This window comes from Fonticella tunisiensis (assembly GCF_004364155.1).
Classification (GTDB): domain Bacteria; phylum Bacillota; class Clostridia; order Clostridiales; family Caloramatoraceae; genus Fonticella; species Fonticella tunisiensis.
Genome location: NZ_SOAZ01000016.1, coordinates 21,805 through 38,743, shown reverse-complemented (window position 1 = coordinate 38,743; position 16,939 = coordinate 21,805). Strand labels below are relative to the sequence as shown.

Sequence of the window (16,939 nt, the reverse complement as noted above, 5' to 3'; positions counted from 1 at the left end):
AATCAGAATAAAAAATAGATTAACCGGTAATGATATACCGGCTAATCTATTATCATTTTACAACTTCAACTGCAAGGTTTAGCTTTTCACCGTTTATATTGGTTTCAGAATATTCCCTGTCAGCATTGTATATTATTTCTTCAGTTAAAGTTTCACCCATGATGTAGTCAGCAAACTTCTTGATTATTTCTTCAAGCATTTCGTTTCCGGCTACATAGAGTTTTATTTTGTCTGAAACTTCAAAGCCGCTTTCCTTTCTCATGTTTTGAATCTTGCTTATTATTTCCCTTACGTGACCCTCTTCACGGAGAGCTTCAGTTATATGGGTATCAAGAACAACACCTATTGTTCCCTCACCTGCAAAGGCATATCCTTCGAGGCCCTGCATTGTAACGAGAAGGTTTTCGCTGTTTAATTCTATTTCGGCTCCATCAACGTTTATAACAACTGAACCACCGTTTTGCACCCTCTGTGCAAGCTCCATCTGGTTCATTGAGCCAATAGCCTTCCTTATTCCAGGGATCAGCCTACCATACAGCTTTCCAAGCACAGGAAGGTTAGGCTTTACTTCAAAGTTTACATATTTTGAAAGGTCTGCGCCAAACTCTATCTCCTTAATGTTAAGTTCATCCTTTATGATATCTCCATAGTATTCTGGAAGGTGCTTTGCGCTAACAAGCATCTTTGAAAGTGGCTGCCTGTTCTTTATATTTACGGCGTTTCTTGCACTTCTTCCAAGTTTAACTATTCTGTATGCCTCCTCCATCTCCCCTTCAAGATCCATGTCTATAAGCTCTTCATTAACCTCCGGCCATCTGCAAAGATGAACGCTCTCTGGAGCATTCTTATCAAGGTTTACAACAAGGTTTTGGTATATTTCCTCCGTCATAAACGGTATAAATGGTGCCGCAACAAGGGATAAAGTCTTAAGAACCCTGTAAAGTGTTACATAGGCCCCAACTTTATCATCCGTAAGCTCTTCTGCCCAGAATCTTGCCCTGTTTCTTCTTACATACCAGTTGGAAAGCTCGTCAACGAATTCCTCTATTGCAAGGGCGCCCTGAGTGATTCTGTAGTTTGCAAGATCATCATCAACCCTCTTAATAAGTGTATTAAGCCTTGACATAATCCACTTATCCATAACGTTTCCGCTTACAAAGTCTTCATACTTTGTAGGATCAAACTGGTCAAGCTCTGCGTAAAGTACGTAGAAGGAATAAACGTTCCACAGCGTGCTTAAGAACTTTCTCTGTGCTTCAATTACTGCATCCTCATAGAACCTTGATGGAAGCCATGGAGCGCTTGCAGTGTAGAAGTACCATCTAAGTGCGTCTGCACCTTCGTTATCAAGGACAACAAATGGGCTTAAAACATTTCCTTTATGCTTTGACATCTTAAGGCCGTTCTTATCGAGTACGTGGCCGAGCACTACGCAGTTTTCAAATGGGTTTCTATCAAATATTGCAGTTGATATTGCAAGCAATGTGTAGAACCATCCCCTTGTCTGGTCAACTGCCTCGGATATAAACTGAGCAGGGAAGTTCTTTTCAAAAAGTTCCTTGTTTTCAAATGGGTAGTGGTGCTGCGCAAAGGGCATTGAGCCTGAGTCGAACCAGCAGTCTATAACCTCTGAAACCCTCTTCATCTCCCCACCGCAGTGCTCACATTTGAGCTTAACTTCATCTATATATGGCTTGTGAAGCTCTATATCATCTGGAACGTTAATTCCCTTTTCCTTAAGCTCTGCGATGCTTCCTATCATTTCCCTGTGGCCGCATTCGCACTCCCATATAGGAAGTGGTGTTCCCCAGTACCTTTCTCTGCTTATACCCCAGTCTATAACGTTTTCAAGGAAGTTTCCAAACCTTCCCGTTCCAATCGTTTCAGGATACCATTTTATCCTGTTGTTGTTTTCAACAAGCTTATCCCTAAGTTCTGACATCCTTACAAACCATGACTCCCTCGGGTAGTAGAGAAGGTGGGTGTCGCATCTCCAGCAGAATGGGTATGAGTGTGTAAACTGCTCAGATTTATAAAGTATATTGTTTTCCTTTAGATATTCTATTATCTTTGGATCCGCCTTCTTAACAAACATTCCTGCCCATGGAGTTACCTCCTCCTTAAACTTACCCTCTGGGTTAACGAGGTTTATAAGTGGAAGGTCATAGTTTCTTCCTGTTATGCTGTCCTCTTCACCGAAGGCAGGCGCAGTATGAACTATACCTGTACCATCAGTTAAAGTTACATAATCGCCATGGGTTACATAGAATGCCTTCTTATCAGGAGTTACAAACTTGAACATCTGCTCGTATTCCATTCCAAGGAGGTCTTCACCTTTAAAGCGTGCAACTATTTCATATTCTCCATCGAGCTTAGAAAGCAGAGCTTCAGCAAGAATTAAATGTTCACCTTTATGAACAACTTCAACATAATCATATTTTCTGTTAACCGTAAGGGCTACGTTGCTTGGAAGAGTCCATGGAGTAGTTGTCCATACAAGGAAGTATTTATCTTCACCTTTAACTTTAAATTTAACATATATTGAACTGTCCTTAACCTCCTTATAGCCCTGTGCAACCTCGTGGGATGAAAGTGCAGTTCCGCATCTTGGGCAGTAGGGAACTATCTTGTGACCTTTGTATATAAGGCCTTTGTTCCACATCTGCTTAAGTGCCCACCATACCGATTCTATATAGTTGTTGTGGTAGGTTACATATGGGTTTTCCATATCTATCCAGTAACCAACCCTTTCGGACATTTCCTTCCATTCCTTTGAGTAGGTGAAAACGCTGTCCTTACATTTCTTTATGAAGTCTTCAACTCCGTATTTTTCTATTTCAGGTTTTCCTGATATTCCAAGGGATTTTTCAACTTCAAGCTCAACCGGGAGGCCGTGGGTATCCCATCCGGCCTTTCTGAGCACCCTGTAGCCCTTCATAACCCTGTATCTGGGTATAAGATCCTTCATAACCCTTGTTACAACGTGGCCTATATGGGGTTTACCGTTTGCTGTCGGAGGGCCGTCGTAAAAGGTGAAGTACTCTGCGCCTTCGTTTGCTTCAAGGCTCTTTTTAATAATGTTTTTTTCTTCCCACAGCTTTAATATATCCATTTCTCTTTCGACAAAGCTCTTGCCGGGATCAATTTTCTTATACATGACAATCTCCCTTCCACAAAAATTGTTTTATTCAGCATTGTCTTCGGCAGAAGACTCCGAAGCTGTTACAAATAAAAAACTTCGCCCAAATAGGACGAAGTAACTTCGCTATACCACCTATGGTATCTTTCAAGTACAAACATACTCTATCCTTTAACGCAGGATTACGGATAAGCTTACTAAATTTCAGCCATCAGCTCCAAGGTGATTTTCCTTAAACCCCTGCCATGGGTTCGCACCATCCACCCACTCTCTGTAAGCTGCAGATTTAAGTACTTTTCCTTATCATAGCTTTTATATCTTCTACTTTAATACATTTTATTATATTAAATTTTTGTTGTCAATTGAATTGGGGTTAAAAACGGATATTTCCCATCAAATTTTCAGCAATAATTTTTATTTTCCAAAAATCATGGATAACAAAATTCCAGAAAAATTAAAGTTTGAAGAAATCACAGTCATTCAAAAAGTATGAAATAAAAACATAAATTGAATAAAATCCTGCAGAAAACCATTCAGGCTGCAGGTATAGCCCGATGTATATATGGAAAAACCTGAAGACTATTGACTTAAATCCAATAAGATGATATAAAATATATAGAAAAGGCCATGCAGATTAATATGTATATAACCTATTCCTTAAATTCTTTAAATTTACAATTGACAATATTGGCCTGAGGTCATATAATAATAATTGTTTCAGATATGCACCCGTAGCTCAGCAGGATAGAGCAACGGTTTCCTAAACCGTGTGTCGGACGTTCGAGTCGTCTCGGGTGCACCATCAAACCCCTTGAGGTATAAGCTCTCAAGGGGTTTTAATTTTTTTAAGAAACGGTGATTATGAATTTTGGCAGCCACAAAGGTGAAATATATACGCAGGGGGCAATGATAAGACATGGATAATATACACGAGTATTATATGTCTATGGCAATAGAAGAGGCAAAAAAGGCATATATTCTGGATGAAGTTCCTGTTGGGGCGGTCATAGTTAGAAACGGCAATATTATAGCAAAGGCCCATAATCTGAGGGAGACGCTTAAGGATGCCCTTGCCCACGCCGAAATATTGGCTATTAGGGAGGCCTGCAGAGTTTTAAACGGGTGGAGGCTTATAGGCTGTGATATTTATGTTACCCTTGAACCATGCCCTATGTGTGCCGGAGCAATGGTAAACTCCAGAATTAACAGAGTTATATTTGGGGCCTATGATCCCAGGGCAGGGGCCTGTGGCAGCCTGTATAACATAGCAAATGATACTAAACTTAATCATAGGGTTGAAATAGTATCCGGAGTACTTGAAGACGAATGTAAAGGTCTTCTCCAGGCTTTTTTCAAAGAAAAGAGAAGATAAAGTAGCTGCTACTAATCTGGTGACAGTTATTTTATTTAGTCATAAATAATAGTGAGAACTAATTGCCTTGAGAATCGGTTTTTAATATCATAAAATGCAGATTCTTATTATCAATTGAAAAAAGTGTTTGTAATTTAATGATTTTAAGCATATCCAATGAATAATATATTTTCAATTGACAAATTAAAGATATACTGCATATACTGTATTATAAAAAAGGGATTTATTTAGAAGATAGTCTTTTAATTATTTATAGGGAGATGTATAAAAAATCATGGGCAACAGAAACTTCAAAAAAGTTATGAAGGTATTATGGATAATACTGTTTGCTAATTTGGGAGTGGCGCTGTTTAAAATTGTTATAGGAAGCATAATTAAAAGTACAAGCATGACAGCTGATGGATTCCATTCATTGGCAGATGGATCATCTAATGTAGTTGGCTTAATAGGAATATATTTTGCCTCTAAACCCGTAGACAAGGAACACCAATACGGTCATGGAAAGTTTGAAACCATTGCAGGGCTTTTTATTTCAACTATGCTGTTTTTCATAGGGGGAAAAATAATCGCTGACGCAATAATAAGGTTTATAAACCCCGTTACTCCACATGTTACCATTGAAGGTATTATCAGTTTACTTGCAACCCTTGCCATAAATGTTATTGTCTGCATATATGAATATAGCCAGGGGAAGAAGCTAAACAGCTATATCCTTATGTCGGACTCAATGCACACGAGAAGCGATATATATGTGTCCATCGGAGTAATTGTTACTTTAGTTTGTGTCAGGCTGGGACTGCCGCCTGTTATTGACCCCATAGCCTCACTTGTAGTTTCTATCTTCATATTTCATGCCTCCTATGAAATATTCAAATCTACCAGCGATATACTAGTTGACAGAGCTGTTATTGACAACGAAAGGATAAGGGAAATCGTAATGACATTTAAAAAGGTGAAGGGAGTTCATAAGATTAGAAACAGAGGAAGTGAGGATGACATTTATATTGATATGCATATTTTGACAGAGCCTGACATGAGTGTTGAGGAATCCCACAATTTAATTCATAGTATAGAAAAAAAGATACAGGAGGAAATTAATGATAACATCCAGATAATAGTTCATATTGAACCGTTCTATGAAAACAGGAAGGCGGTATAGTTTTAATAAAAAAGGCTGTGCCAATCTAAAGCACAGCCTTTATCGTTAAAGTTTTTCTCTAATTAATTTTTCGGCTTCTCCCTCTTCGGGGAATCTCCCAAGCTCCTTTTTCGAGAAGACGAGCTCATCCCCAACCTTTATTTCAAAGACGCCGCCTGAGGAAGGTATGAGGGTTAATGACGCTATATTGTTTTTATGCTCACCGAGCAAATTTTCAACAAGAGCAACTGCTCTTAAATCATATCCTCAGGAAGTGCAGTACTCAATGCTTATCGTTTTTGCCATAAAAAAACCTCCTTAATGATTTTATTAAAATTATTATTTGTCATCTACAACTTTATATAACATACATTTTGGTTTTTGTTAATAGTTTTATTTCAATTTTCTGGCTATACTGCCTATATTGTTTCATTAAATCCTTTCATTGTACAGCTTGTATCTTTTTATAATTTATATGTTGGATTAAAATTATAAATATCCAAATATTAATGGGCGTAGAAAATAATGTTTATTGATTTGTACCTATAAATTTAGTATAATTTTATAGTAAGTCGATATATGGAGAGATGTCCGAGTGGTTTAAGGTGACGGTCTCGAAAACCGTTGTACGGGGATACCCGTACCGAGGGTTCGAATCCCTCTCTCTCCGCCATTTTCAAGGCCTTAAGGGGCCTTTTGCTTTTATAAAAATATGATTTATGGTCTTATGGGGACAGAATTATCAAAATGGATTTTTCCAGCTAAACTGTTGCACTTTTCACTTCATTTTGCTGCACTTTTGTTTTTCACTATACAGATATTTAGCCTACCTATAAGGAATTTAAACGTTTCTTCAAGTTTCTTATACATTTTCAACTTCTTGTTTTTAGCATACCATAAGGAATAACTATTCAAAGGTGGTGATACTTTGGATGTAAATGGCACACTTGTCTGGTACTACAAAATATGCAAAAGAGAAGTCTACCTTATGTCCCACGGAATTGTACCTGACCAAGAAGATGACAATATTGAAATAGGAAGATTTATACATGAAAACTACTATCGTAGAAATGATAAGGAAATAAGATTTGGTAATGTAGTATTTGATGTTGTTTATCAAGATGGAAATAAGCTTGTAATAGGAGAAACAAAAAAATCCTCTAAATTCTTGGAGGCATCTAAATGGCAACTCATGTACTATTTAAAAGTATTAAAGGAAGCAGGAATTGAAGCAAGTGGAGTATTGCAATATCCAGAGGAGAGAAGAAGGGTTGAAATAAAACTTACAGATGAAAATATTAAGGAGCTTAAGAAAATTGAAGCGGAAATAATAGATATAACAAATTCAAAAGTACCTCCAAAGATAGAGGAGTGTATATATTGTAAAAACTGTGCATATAGAGAATATTGCTATGCTTAGGAGGAGGTTAAATGAATAAAGATATATATATTTTCTCCAATGGAGAGTTAAGAAGAAAGGACAATACACTATATTTTGAAACCAGTGAAGGAAAAAAATATCTACCCGTTGAAGAAATAAACAATATATGGATTTTTGGTGATGTTGATGTTAATAAAAGGTTTTTAGAGTTTGCAGCACAAAAGGAGATAGTCCTCCACTTTTTTAATCATTATGGATATTATGTAGGAAGCTTCTATCCAAGGGAGCACTTAAATTCAGGGTATGTTCTTTTAAAACAGGCTGAGTATTATACGGATTATGAAAAAAGACTTAACATTGCAAAAAAGATAATAGATGGAGCATTTTCAAATATGCTTATAGTTCTTAGGTACTATAAATCCAGGGGAATTGAAATTGAAGATAGGATCAACGCAATTGTAGAAAAAAGAGAAGATTTAGCTTCGTCAAATACTGTAGAAGAGGTTATGGCAGTTGAGGGCAATATTAGAGAAATCTATTACTCATGTTTTGACAATATAATAAACAAGCCCGGGTTTGTATTTGAAAAAAGAAGCAAACGCCCACCGCTTAATAGATTAAATGCACTAATCAGTTTTGGCAATTCACTTCTTTATTCTGTAGTTTTATCAGAGATATACCATACCCAATTAAACCCAAGTATTGGATATCTCCACTCTACCAACAATAGAAAATTTACACTAAATCTAGATGTTGCAGAAATATTTAAACCTGCTATAGTTGACAGGCTCATTTTTTCCCTTATAAACAGAACGTACATAACAGAAGAAGATTTTGATGAACAATTAAACGGCATAATACTAGATGAAAAGGGAAGAAAAATATTTGTGCAGGAGTTTAATAACAAACTGGATGTTACAATAAACCATCCAAAACTTAATCAAATAGTAAGCTACAGAAAAATTATAAGGATGGAATTATATAAAATACAAAAACACATAACCCAAGATGAAGAATACACTCCATTTGTTGCCAGGTGGTGATACTATGTTTGTTATTCTAGTTTATGATGTTGAGGAGAAAAGGGTAGCAAAGATTTTAAAAAAGTGTAGAGAATATCTAACATGGGTGCAAAACTCAGTATTTGAAGGAGAGATAACAGAGGCAAATTTAAAAAAACTAAAGATGGAGCTTAGCAGGATAATTAAAAAAGATGCGGATTCTGTAATAATATATCAGTTCAACAGCCTAAAATATTCAAATCGTGAAGTTATGGGATTAGATAAAAATCCACAAAACATAATAATTTAATGCAATAAAAATAGGATGGGAAGATGTAAATTTTATTAATAGAGGAAGGAAATTTTAAAAAAATGTAGAAATTTAATTAATAAAGTTTAACAAAGGAGATGCAATAATGAGGGTAGAGTTAAACTTGAAATTTGATGAACTTGATCTTCCCATTCACTATAACCACATACTACAGGCAGTAATATATAAGTGGATTAATGATGAAAATTATTCAAGGTTTTTACACGACAAAGGTTACGAATACAACAAAAGAAGATACAAGCTATTTACATTTTCAAGGCTTGAGGGAAAGTATAAGTTAGATATACAAAATAAGAGAATAAAATATTTTGAAGGAGCAAAGCTTTTAATTTCATCATTAGATGATGAGTTTTTAAAATATGTAGTTGAAAACTATATAGAGAAGGGAAGTATAAATATATTTGGGAAAGAAATAGAGATTGAAAGGATATGTTATATTTTTCCAGAATTAGATAATGTAAAATTTATATCAAAATCACCAATTACAGTTTATAGCACATTTGAAAGGGATGGAAAAAAGAAAACTTACTATTATAATCCTATGGAGGAGGATTTTGAGGAGCTTGTAAGAAGAAACTTAATATATAAATATAAGTCCTTTTATGGCAAAGATCCAGATGATATAAAATTTAGCATAAAGCCTGTAAAGAATACTTTAAAGGAGAGCATTGTGTTATATAAAAATACTGTAATAAAGGGGTGGAATGGGGAGTTTGTTATTGAAGGTTCAAAGGAACTTTTAAAGGTTGCTTATGGAGCAGGCATTGGCTCTAAAAATTCCCAGGGTTTTGGATGCATTGAAGTTTTGTAGGAGGTGAAAAATTGATTGAAGGATTAATTCAAATAGGGCAATCGGCTCTAAAAGAGAGGGGCCTACTTGAAAACATAATAAAGGAGCTGGAACCAGAGGTTAAAGGAAAAAGGAGACATGTTCTAAAGATTAACTTTTCAACTTCAGAGACTAAGCTGGAATTTAACTTGGATGAAGAAATGAACACTGGTACTTCGTCAAAATATTGCTATGTTGGACCTGCAGATGGGGCAAATTCACCACAGTGGTATGCTTCAAGCAGCAACATAACATATTTTTTAAATCAGACCATAAACAGTTTAACTGATATTGATTTAGGAGACCCATTGAACTCAAAAATAAAATATATTTTAGAAAACTATTTTGTTGATTTGGAAGATGAAACATTAAAAAGATATAGGTATGCACTGGATTTAAGTAAAATAGGTATTCAAAACTTTAATGTAAAGGAAAGGTATAATGAATACATAGCATCGGGTAAAAAGGGAAGTAAATTCTCTGATGTATTGGCAAAAGAGCTTGAGGCCTTTTTAAAATCCCAATATGGTGTTAAACTAAATGACTTTGGTTTGTTTGTAATATGCATAGATGGTGTACCACTTACAGATTATGAGGAATACAGAAGGGCTGTATTAGAGTCAAAAAAACCTAAGAAGAAGGCTGCAAGGAAAAGTGAAAAAAGTATTTGCCATATATGTGGAAACAGTGAAAATGTCTCAGATGATTTAACCAAAACAAAGTTAAAATACTATACAACAAATCTGGCTATTTTTGCAAGTGGGTTTAATAAGAGCAACTACAAGAAAAACATGCAGCTTTGTGAGAACTGCCTAAACAGCCTACTTGCAGGTGAAACATATGTTATAAATAACTTTTCAACAAAGCTTGCAACATTTAAGGTATATATAATTCCCCATTTTATATATGGCGAGAACATAGATATTAGGGATTTAGATTTTATAAAGGATAAAATAAATTACTCCTTTGACACATTAAAGAATTTATCTGACATAGATGAGTTTAGAAATGAACTTGATATGTCGCTGAGCTTTAACGATACAAATGCATATTTTCTATTAAATTTCATGTTCTATAAAAATGTTCAAAAATCAACAAAAATACAAAGACTTATAAATGATGTAAACCCAGGAATATTCAGGACACTGTGTAAATCTATAGATTTAGCTAAAAAAGAAACTGGGCCTTTTTTAGGTAAACACGATTTTAATTTATATACAATTTATAATATGACTCCAATTAGAGAAAGTAAGGGAGAGGCAACAGAATACAGAAATATTTTAAACATATATGATGCAATTTTAACTCTAAGATCACTAGATAGAAGAAATCTAATAAATGGTTTTTGTAGGGCTGCTGCAATTATAAACAGAAAGCAGGAAAACGATAATTACGGTGAGTACAATATTTCAAGGTACAAAACAATAGAAGGTTATATAAATAGGACATTAATTTTCTTAAAAATGCTTGAAAAGCTCGGCTGTTTAAAGGAGGGAGAAGCGATGGATGTATCTAAATTATCTGTGAGGGATGATTTGAAGGAATATATTGAAGCAATGGGATATGATGAAGAGAGGGCAGCACTTTTCCTGCTAGGCTACTTAATAGGTGAAGTTGGAAATGCCCAAAGAAAAAGATTAAATGACAAAAAGCCTATACTTAATAAATTAAACTTTAATGGAATAGATAAGCAAAAAATACTAAGGCTGTCATCAGATGTATTTAATAAGTTAAATCAAGAAAAGGTAAATGACAAGCCACTTAGGGTGTATAATGAAGCAGTATATTTTGAATTTAAACGGCTTCTTGATAAAAACTTAGCAAATTGGAGTCTAAATAAGAATGAAAACTTATATTATATACTTTCAGGATATTCCTACGCCAGTGTAAAACCATTTTTGAAGGAGGATGAAAAAGATGAACAATAACGAAATTTTATATCTTTATGATGCAAAGCTTTGTAATCCAAATGGAGATCCTGATGAGGAAAATAGACCTAGAATGGATTACGAAAGGGAAGTAAATCTTGTTTCAGATTTAAGACTTAAAAGATACATAAGAGATTATTTATATGACTTAGGACATGATATTTTTGTAAGAATGGTGGATGGCAAGGTTGTAAATGCAGAAGGAAGAACAAAGGGTTTTAAGGAATTTACTGAAGATTGGATACTTGAAAATTTAATTGACGTTAGAATGTTTGGAGCAACTATGCCGGTTAAAAGTGACAACAAGACATTTATAGGACCTGTTCAATTTAATTGGGGATACTCATTAAATAAGGTTGAACTTTTGGAGTCTTCAATTACATCTCATTTTTCAAGCGAGACAGGAAATTCACAGGGTGCAATAGGAAAGGATTATAGGGTTAAATATTCACTTATCTCTTTCTTTGGCGTTGTGTCTGGTAAAAGGGCAGAAAAAACGAGATTAAAGCCAGAGGATTTAGAACTTCTTGATAAAGCCATGAAATATGCTATAGTAAATCAAGCAACAAGAAGTAAGGTAGGACAATATCCAAGGCTATATTTAAGGGTTGAATATAATGATAGCCAAACAATACTAGGGGATTTTAGAGATTATATTGTACTTTCTGAAAAGGTTGAAAACGTAAGGGACATTGAAGAGGTAAGTTTAGATATTACAAAGCTTGTTGAAAGGTTAATAAATAATAAGGATAAAATAAATAAGGTATTCTATTTTGCGGATGAAGCATTGGAGCTTGTGTATGAAGGTAGAGTAGTAGCCTTAAAGAACGTACTGGCTGATTTTAATTTAGTTGAAGTTAAGTAGGGTGATTATATGAATGTTTTGGTATTTGATTTAAAGGGTAAGTTTGCCCACTTTAGAAAGTTTTATACTAACTCATCATCTATGTCCTATCTATTTCCACCACGGACTACACTAATGGGAGTAGTAGCATCAATATTAGGGATTGAGAGGGACAGCTATTATGATTTATTGTCCAGTGAAAATTTATATATAACTGCAAGGGTAATGTTTAAGCCAAGAAGGATTATGCAGACTTTGAACTATATGAAGGTAGAGAACCCAAACGGCGTATTTGCAGTAAAGGACCATACTCAAGTTCCATTTGAAATCATTGCAGCCCAGGATAACAATGTGGTGTACAGGGTGTATTTAAGGCATAGATGCAAAGATATATATGAAGAGATTAAACACAGGGTATGCTGTGGAAAATGTGAATATCCCATATATCTTGGTGCTGCTCCATTTAGTGCTAATATTGAATATGTTGGTGAATATCAAGGGGAGTATATACAAGGGGAAGGTGACATTGTAACCCCAATAAATAAAGACTATATAAAGGATATAAAATTTAACTATGATGATATGGTGCTTGTAAGGGAGAGAGTGCCAAGGGACTTTTTTGAGGATAGGATGATCAAAGAAGCTGCGACATATATATTTGAAGAGAGGGGAAAGGATTTAAAGGTAAGCCTAAATTGTGATTTTGTAAGACTAGAAAATGGTGAAAATATTGTGTTTATGTGAGGGGACTTTTTGTCCCCTCTTTAAATAGGAGGGATTTTTTGTGGAGTTTTATTCGCATCCAGATAAGCTTTTAATAGACCATTTAAAAGAGGTATATGGGATAAATAATGATTTGCTTTATGGTGAGCAAAAAGAAGCCTATAGGATAATAGCCCTATGCCATGATTTTGGAAAATACACAACATATTTTCAAAGACATTTATTTAAGGGTGAATCATCTGAACTTACAAAGCATGGTTTTATATCAGCAGTATTTGGTGCATTTGCAGCTTTAAAGCTGCTTTCGGGTGCACATCCTTTGTATGCTTATCTTGCTATTTTGCATCATCATGGAAATTTAGAAAGTCCAAGTGAAAGTCTTCCTAAAAATTTTAAGGGGATAGATGAAACTGATTTATGGGTTAAGGATAAGCTAAATGTAGTAAAAAAGCAAACTGAGGATATAAGGCAAAATAAAGATGTTATATATAATGATTATGAAAAGCTGGGATTTGGCGAAATTTTTAATGAATTTTTAGAAACGAGTGTAGAGGATGTGCTTTTAAATCTTAGAAAAATACATTTTTCCCTTGAAAGAAGGGAAGAAGAAGTTCACTATATAAACCTTATGTGCCTATACTCTGCTCTAATATCAGCTGATAAAATAAGTGCCTCTAATACACAGATTCCTGAAGAAGGATATATAACATTTGATAAATTGGAAGATGTAAGACAACAGAAGATAAAGGGCAAAAATGATTTAGGTGGAATTAGAAGCGATATTTTTAGAAAAGTTATGGATGGGATCTCCAGAAACTTTAATAAGAGCATGTTCACTATAACTGCACCAACAGGAACAGGTAAAACATATGCTGGATTTTTTGCTGCATTAAAATTAAGGGAGATTTTAGGGGACAGAAGAAGGATAATATACGCACTTCCCTTTACATCTATAATTGACCAAAACTATGAGGTTATTAAGGAAATTTTCAATGAAATTGAGGATTATAGACTGTCAGAGAGTAGGTTTTTAATTAAGCATCATAGTATGGCAGATGTTGAATATAATGATGAGAATATGGACTACAGTAAAGCACAGTCAGAGCTTCTTATAGAAAATTGGGAGAGCTCTGTTGTTGTTACAACATTTGTGCAACTTTTAGAGAGTTTAGTTGGTGTTAGAAATAGAATGGTCAAAAAGTTTGTAAATATAAAGGGTTCTATTATACTTTTAGATGAAGTTCAGGCGATTGATATAAAATACTATCCTTTAGTTGATTTTATATTTGAAATGGCAGCAAAATATTTAGATGTAAAGATAATAATGATGACAGCAACAAAACCAGCAATATTAAAGGATGCAGTAGAGCTTTTAGATGGATGTGAGAAATACTTCAATCTTTTTGATAGAACAAGAATAATACCAAAGCTAAGCAGCATAACCGTTCAAGAATTTGTAGATGAATTTAAACAAAATTTAGAGTATAAATCCTATATGATCGTATGCAATACTATAAATCAGTCAATAGAGGTGTTTAATGGACTTTCTAATTTAGATAGGGACATATATTATCTTTCAACAAATCTTGTACCAAAGCATAGAAAGCAGAGGATTGAGGAAATTGTAGAAAGATTGAAAAATGGAGATAAGATAATATTGGTATCAACACAGGTTGTTGAAGCAGGAGTCGACTTTGATTTTGATGTTGTAATAAGGGATCTTGCACCTCTTGATTCAATCATACAGTGTGCAGGGCGCTGCAATAGAAATGGTGTCAAAGATAAAGGTGATGTTTATGTTTATAGGATGGTAAATGAAGAAGGAGAGCCTTTCTCAAAGCATGTATATGGGACAGCTTCGGTTAATATAACAAGAAAAATTTTAGAGGGGTTTGAATATATAAATGAAAAGGATTACTATGAACTAATAAATGCATATTTTAAAGAGGTTACTAAAAACAAGGCGATGGATTTATCAGAGGGCATTATTAAATCTATAAAGAGGCTTAACTTTTCAAAAGATAAATATCCAGTAGCAAAATTTTCATTAATAGAGAATAACGCGGGATATATTGACATATTTATTGAAATAGATGAAGAGGCAAGGGGTATTTTAGAAAGATATTTTAAAATTTTAAGTATAAAGGACTTTGAAAAAAGAAGGGAAAGGTATCTTGAGATAAAAAATGAGCTAAATAAGTATTTTATTTCTGTTCCTAAAAATATGTTTAAAAGGTTTGATAATAGACATGGCATATTAGTTCTTCCATTTGAAGGAATAGATGATAACTACAATAAAAATACAGGTTTAATTAGAGATCAAAATGAAAGCTATATGATTTTCTAACTAACTCAACAAAACGTGCCTGTCACGTTTTGTTGAGTTAGTTTTTGCTGTCGATCCTGAATCTTGCAAAAAACCCAGGGGGTCGACAGCAGGCTTAAAGTATTGAAAAAGCTAGAAAGTTACTTTTTTATTAAAAAAAAGAAACAAATTGACAGGATGAAATAATATAGATATAATAAGGCTTGTTAGGGTATTTAGCCTACCTATTAGGAATTGAAACACTCATACAAGAATACAGCAAGAAAAGACTTCGAAAGGGTATTTAGCCTACCTATTAGGAATTGAAACAGTTTGATGGTTCAGCTGTTGTATACGGTGAAATTGGTATTTAGCCTACCTATTAGGAATTGAAACACAGGGTTGTATTCCCCTGTCAGTTCGTCCCATTTAGTATTTAGCCTACCTATTAGGAATTGAAACCTGGTTATATAAAGCTTATTCCAGCATGGTTAGCTATGTATTTAGCCTACCTATTAGGAATTGAAACTAGAACACAACGACCTGAATCTGCTAGGAATAAAGTTAGTATTTAGCCTACCTATTAGGAATTGAAACTATATTGCTGCAAGGATTCTTTTATTGTTTCATCCTGTATTTAGCCTACCTATTAGGAATTGAAACACTTTAGTTGTTGCAAAAGATGAAAACTGGGAAGAAGAGTATTTAGCCTACCTATAAGGAATTGAAACGTGCGTTACATCTCCCGCACTTAATACCCTTCAAGCCGTATTTAGCCTACCTATTAGGAATTGAAACGGAGTTAGTAAAAGTACATTTTATAAAGTAGAGCAAGGTATTTAGCCTACCTATTAGGAATTGAAACGAGAGTTCTAAAGAGGCTATAGAACAGCTTAAAGGCGAGTATTTAGCCTACCTATTAGGAATTGAAACCCTATAAGTCCATAAATATAATTTTTGAATTCTTCTAGTATTTAGCCTACCTATTAGGAATTGAAACGACAGAAAATGGCTGAGAAAAAGCTGACCGGTTATAGTATTTAGCCTACCTATTAGGAATTGAAACATTTTTGAGTTGGCATGTTGTAATCAGTGCCTTTTCTCGTATTTAGCCTACCTATTAGGAATTGAAACCTTCTTGGTTCTGGGTTATACCAGTTGTCCGTTTCAAGTATTTAGCCTACCTATTAGGAATTGAAACTCTACTTTTTCTGCTGTTATAGTTCTTTCTTCTGTGTATTTAGCCTACCTATTAGGAATTGAAACTTTTTTCTATTAATTCTGCACCAAAGCCCCACTCGTCGTATTTAGCCTACCTATTAGGAATTGAAACATAAATAAGTTAATGTTACTATCAAACGACGCAGCAGGTATTTAGCCTACCTATTAGGAATTGAAACTGGATTTAAAAAACGACTTCCAATTTTTATCTAATAAGTATTTAGCCTACCTATTAGGAATTGAAACTCTTCAATCTTTTTTAAAGCATCTTCTTTGCTATCAAGTATTTAGCCTACCTATTAGGAATTGAAACTAATTTATTCACAGGTTGAGCGTTAGCGGTCTGTTAGTATTTAGCCTACCTATTAGGAATTGAAACACTACATGCTGGCTACTTATGTTCAATGAATTTCTGTATTTAGCCTACCTATTAGGAATTGAAACTATGACCTTTGAAGAAGCTTTAAGGGCTGAACTAAGTATTTAGCCTACCTATTAGGAATTGAAACCATATCTCCTTTCAAAATTTAATATTTCTTTGCTAATGTATTTAGCCTACCTATTAGGAATTGAAACCAATTTCACATTTTGATAATAATTTTAATCTCATGTTGTATTTAGCCTACCTATTAGGAATTGAAACTTATGTTCCTTTAAAAATTGTCTATATTCAGCTTTTAGTATTTAGCCTACCTATTAGGAATTGAAACGTTTGAATTTATGTAAG

12 protein-coding genes, 2 tRNA genes, 1 CRISPR repeat array and 1 other annotated feature (1 of these 16 cut by a window edge) are annotated in these 16,939 nt (G+C 34.3%); of the genes, 12 read left to right on the top strand and 2 right to left on the bottom strand.

Going from position 1 to position 16,939, the window contains the following annotated elements:
• Window positions 1–52: 52 nt before the first annotated feature.
• A complete protein-coding gene (ileS, locus tag EDD71_RS09875) occupies window positions 53–3,157 on the bottom strand; it encodes an isoleucine--tRNA ligase (protein ID WP_133628572.1) in 3,105 nt (1,034 codons plus the stop codon).
• An 87-nt stretch (window positions 3,158–3,244) separates the two neighbouring features.
• Window positions 3,245–3,455, bottom strand: a binding site (T-box leader).
• 409 nt (window positions 3,456–3,864) lie between these two features.
• Here ileS and EDD71_RS09870 point away from each other — a divergent pair.
• The 3 genes from EDD71_RS09870 (at window position 3,865) to EDD71_RS09860 (ending at window position 5,670) form a co-directional block, all read left to right on the top strand.
• Window positions 3,865–3,941 (top strand) — tRNA-Arg (locus EDD71_RS09870).
• Between the two features lie 114 nt (window positions 3,942–4,055).
• On the top strand, window positions 4,056–4,511 hold the full coding sequence (gene tadA / locus EDD71_RS09865) for a tRNA adenosine(34) deaminase TadA (RefSeq protein ID WP_207669327.1): 456 nt from the start codon (window positions 4,056–4,058) through the stop codon (window positions 4,509–4,511).
• Between the two features lie 274 nt (window positions 4,512–4,785).
• A complete protein-coding gene (locus EDD71_RS09860; RefSeq protein ID WP_133628571.1) occupies window positions 4,786–5,670 on the top strand; it encodes a cation diffusion facilitator family transporter in 885 nt (294 codons plus the stop codon).
• A gap of 45 nt (window positions 5,671–5,715) precedes the next feature.
• Here the strand turns inward: EDD71_RS09860 and EDD71_RS09855 are convergent, their stop codons facing one another.
• Entirely contained in the window at window positions 5,716–5,955 is a 240-nt protein-coding gene (locus tag EDD71_RS09855; protein ID WP_133628570.1) for an Rdx family protein, read from the bottom strand.
• 275 nt (window positions 5,956–6,230) lie between these two features.
• Here EDD71_RS09855 and EDD71_RS09850 point away from each other — a divergent pair.
• The 9 genes from EDD71_RS09850 (at window position 6,231) to cas3 (ending at window position 15,033) form a co-directional block, all read left to right on the top strand.
• A tRNA-Ser gene (locus tag EDD71_RS09850) sits at window positions 6,231–6,322 on the top strand.
• Window positions 6,323–6,577: 255 nt separating this feature from the next.
• Complete coding sequence (gene cas4 / locus EDD71_RS09845; protein ID WP_133628569.1) at window positions 6,578–7,069, top strand: CRISPR-associated protein Cas4; 492 nt, start codon at window positions 6,578–6,580, stop codon at window positions 7,067–7,069.
• 11 nt (window positions 7,070–7,080) lie between these two features.
• Window positions 7,081–8,073 carry a type I-B CRISPR-associated endonuclease Cas1b gene (gene cas1b / locus EDD71_RS09840; protein ID WP_133628568.1) on the top strand — a complete coding sequence of 331 codons (993 nt, stop codon included), beginning with the start codon at window positions 7,081–7,083 and terminating at the stop codon, window positions 8,071–8,073.
• 4 nt (window positions 8,074–8,077) lie between these two features.
• Window positions 8,078–8,341, top strand: coding sequence for a CRISPR-associated endonuclease Cas2 (cas2, locus tag EDD71_RS09835; RefSeq protein WP_133628567.1), 264 nt, complete (start codon window positions 8,078–8,080; stop codon window positions 8,339–8,341).
• Between the two features lie 106 nt (window positions 8,342–8,447).
• Window positions 8,448–9,173: a CRISPR-associated endoribonuclease Cas6 gene (cas6, locus tag EDD71_RS09830; protein WP_133628566.1), complete on the top strand. Its 726-nt coding sequence runs from the start codon at window positions 8,448–8,450 to the stop codon at window positions 9,171–9,173.
• Window positions 9,174–9,184: 11 nt separating this feature from the next.
• Window positions 9,185–11,119 carry a TIGR02556 family CRISPR-associated protein gene (locus tag EDD71_RS09825; protein ID WP_133628565.1) on the top strand — a complete coding sequence of 645 codons (1,935 nt, stop codon included), beginning with the start codon at window positions 9,185–9,187 and terminating at the stop codon, window positions 11,117–11,119.
• A complete protein-coding gene (cas7b, locus tag EDD71_RS09820; RefSeq protein WP_133628564.1) occupies window positions 11,109–11,984 on the top strand; it encodes a type I-B CRISPR-associated protein Cas7/Csh2 in 876 nt (291 codons plus the stop codon). Before EDD71_RS09825 ends, cas7b begins: the two co-directional genes overlap by 11 nt.
• A 9-nt stretch (window positions 11,985–11,993) precedes the next feature.
• Complete coding sequence (cas5b, locus tag EDD71_RS09815) at window positions 11,994–12,707, top strand: type I-B CRISPR-associated protein Cas5b (protein ID WP_133628563.1); 714 nt, start codon at window positions 11,994–11,996, stop codon at window positions 12,705–12,707.
• Window positions 12,708–12,747: 40 nt separating this feature from the next.
• Window positions 12,748–15,033, top strand: a complete 2,286-nt coding sequence (cas3, locus tag EDD71_RS09810; protein WP_133628562.1) for a CRISPR-associated helicase Cas3' — start codon at window positions 12,748–12,750, stop codon at window positions 15,031–15,033.
• A gap of 190 nt (window positions 15,034–15,223) precedes the next feature.
• Window positions 15,224–16,939: direct repeats of the CRISPR family, unit length 30 nt; unit sequence GTATTTAGCCTACCTATTAGGAATTGAAAC; it runs 3,983 nt beyond the window's last position.

What these genes read in the sequence shown, in the direction of transcription:
- ileS (WP_133628572.1), bottom strand. Translation starts at nt 3,157, where the DNA reads ATGTATAAGAAAATTGATCCCGGCAAGAGCTTTGTCGAAAGAGAAATG.
- tadA (WP_207669327.1), top strand. Translation starts at nt 4,056, where the DNA reads ATGGATAATATACACGAGTATTATATGTCTATGGCAATAGAAGAGGCA.
- EDD71_RS09860 (WP_133628571.1), top strand. Translation starts at nt 4,786, where the DNA reads ATGGGCAACAGAAACTTCAAAAAAGTTATGAAGGTATTATGGATAATA.
- cas1b (WP_133628568.1), top strand. Translation starts at nt 7,081, where the DNA reads ATGAATAAAGATATATATATTTTCTCCAATGGAGAGTTAAGAAGAAAG.
- cas2 (WP_133628567.1), top strand. Translation starts at nt 8,078, where the DNA reads ATGTTTGTTATTCTAGTTTATGATGTTGAGGAGAAAAGGGTAGCAAAG.
- cas6 (WP_133628566.1), top strand. Translation starts at nt 8,448, where the DNA reads ATGAGGGTAGAGTTAAACTTGAAATTTGATGAACTTGATCTTCCCATT.
- cas7b (WP_133628564.1), top strand. Translation starts at nt 11,109, where the DNA reads ATGAACAATAACGAAATTTTATATCTTTATGATGCAAAGCTTTGTAAT.
- cas5b (WP_133628563.1), top strand. Translation starts at nt 11,994, where the DNA reads ATGAATGTTTTGGTATTTGATTTAAAGGGTAAGTTTGCCCACTTTAGA.